The organism is Dyadobacter jejuensis (genome assembly GCF_003149085.1).
Taxonomy (GTDB): Bacteria; Bacteroidota; Bacteroidia; order Cytophagales; family Spirosomataceae; genus Dyadobacter; species Dyadobacter jejuensis.
Genome location: NZ_QGDT01000057.1, coordinates 1 through 1,573, shown reverse-complemented (window position 1 = coordinate 1,573; position 1,573 = coordinate 1). Strand labels below are relative to the sequence as shown.

Annotated in this window: 3 protein-coding genes; all 3 read left to right on the top strand. The window is 42.4% G+C overall.

Features of this window, described 5'->3' with window-relative positions; all coding sequences use genetic code 11:
* Nucleotides 1–783: N-6 DNA methylase (locus CLV98_RS23210; protein ID WP_211320117.1), on the top strand; the 783-nt coding region annotated here is incomplete at its 5' end.
* A gap of 96 nt (nt 784–879) precedes the next feature.
* Nucleotides 880–1,065, top strand: a complete 186-nt coding sequence (locus tag CLV98_RS23205; RefSeq protein WP_109678516.1) for a hypothetical protein — start codon at nt 880–882, stop codon at nt 1,063–1,065.
* Nucleotides 1,066–1,265: 200 nt separating this feature from the next.
* Nucleotides 1,266–1,430 carry a hypothetical protein gene (locus tag CLV98_RS23595; protein ID WP_158281328.1) on the top strand — a complete coding sequence of 55 codons (165 nt, stop codon included), beginning with the start codon at nt 1,266–1,268 and terminating at the stop codon, nt 1,428–1,430.
* The last annotated feature ends 143 nt before the right edge of the window (nt 1,431–1,573 follow it).

Genomic DNA, 1,573 nt, shown 5'->3' with positions numbered 1-1,573 from the left:
AAAGCAACTATGGGATATTTAGAGGATGCGCCATCGAGCGTAAAGGGAATCGTATGCCTAATGCGTGATTTCGGGCAATACCGTTACGATCCGGCCGAGGTATTTGTCGACTTCATAGATTTTGGAATAGGGTGCTTTCTATACGAGGGAGACAAAGAATTGGCCGATAGATTAAAGAAAAAGTATGGCAAAGACTATGACCTATTGGGCAAAATGCTACATGCTTGGGTCCTGATTATGAACGAACGTATAACGGAGGAAGTGAGGTGGTTCGACGCCTTGGGCACTGTTTACGAATATCTGGCGTCTAGGAGCAAAAAAAGCTGCCTAGGGCAATTCTTTACTCCTCCAGATCTCTGCGATCTTATGACCCAATTAACGTTGAGTCCAGAAATGGAAGAGAAAGAAACAGTTAACGATTGTGCTTGTGGATCTGGTAGAACCCTATTATCATTCAATGCACTGTTGCCTGGCAAAATGCTGTATGGGGAGGATCTGGATCCTATCTGTACGAAAATGACCGCGCTAAATATGGCCATCCATGGCTGTCAAGGCCAGGCTACCTGTATGGATAGTATTAGCCAGGAATGGAGGTTTTGTTATGAGGTCAACCCATACCATCGACTGGGATTTCCAGCAATTCCCCATCTATTGCCGGTACAAGAGGCCAATTGTAGGGCCAAATTGGTCCCTAAACCTATCCCTGAAGCCAAGGAAATTCCACAACCCAAAACACCAAAAATGACTGTAAAAGTGGACAGTGGGCAGCTCTCACTTTTTTAAAAAAATATAAGATTGTCGATGTTGTATATCTGTTCTGTCGGGAGATATTTACAGCAGGTTAACAATTCAAAATCAACACTTTAACAATTCTAAGCAATGGTAACTGTAAGCACGATTAAGTATGAAATAGTTCATGGAAAAGCACCAGGGGGGTTTGGAAGTTGGGCCTTCTCGATTGACAAGGAGGTATGTTTCATCAGTGGAAAATATGGAGATGCCAAAAAGGAAGCTGTAGCGATTGCAAAATCTAAAAAGGTACACTCAGTGGGGGTGCTGAGTTAATCAATTCTCAAAACAACAATACTAAGCAAGATGAAAAACAAGGAAGCACTAGCGCTATTCCGTCGAACCGTTATGCTCCGGGCATGGGGATTTATTAAGCGTGGCGTGATCAGTATGTCAATAAGCCTACGGTTAGCCTGGGCAGTTGCCAAAGGCAAAATATCAGAAAAAGATGTGGTACGAAAAATGTTTAAAACAAGATGAATAAGAAGACATTCAAAAAACTCGGCAAGCAGGATCAAGAGGCCATTAAGGAGCTGGTTAGAGAACAACCACAGGCCCTTCTAGGGAAACGCCGGGAGGATAGGAAAGGATACTCCGATTTGCCTCTTTGGGGCAGCGTAGAACAAACCAATCTATTCTAAAAACAGAAAGCCCACCGGGAGAGGTGGGCATCTGCGATCATTAAGATAAATCTTAACAATTCTAAGCATTACAAAAGTAGCTAAAAAGTAAATACAATGGGAAAGTACGATATTATAACGGCCAATAAATATGATTTTTTTGA

Excerpts from the sequence above, each read along its gene's own strand:
- CLV98_RS23205 (WP_109678516.1), top strand. The coding sequence starts at position 880 with ATGGTAACTGTAAGCACGATTAAGTATGAAATAGTTCATGGAAAAGCA.
- CLV98_RS23595 (WP_158281328.1), top strand. The coding sequence starts at position 1,266 with ATGAATAAGAAGACATTCAAAAAACTCGGCAAGCAGGATCAAGAGGCC.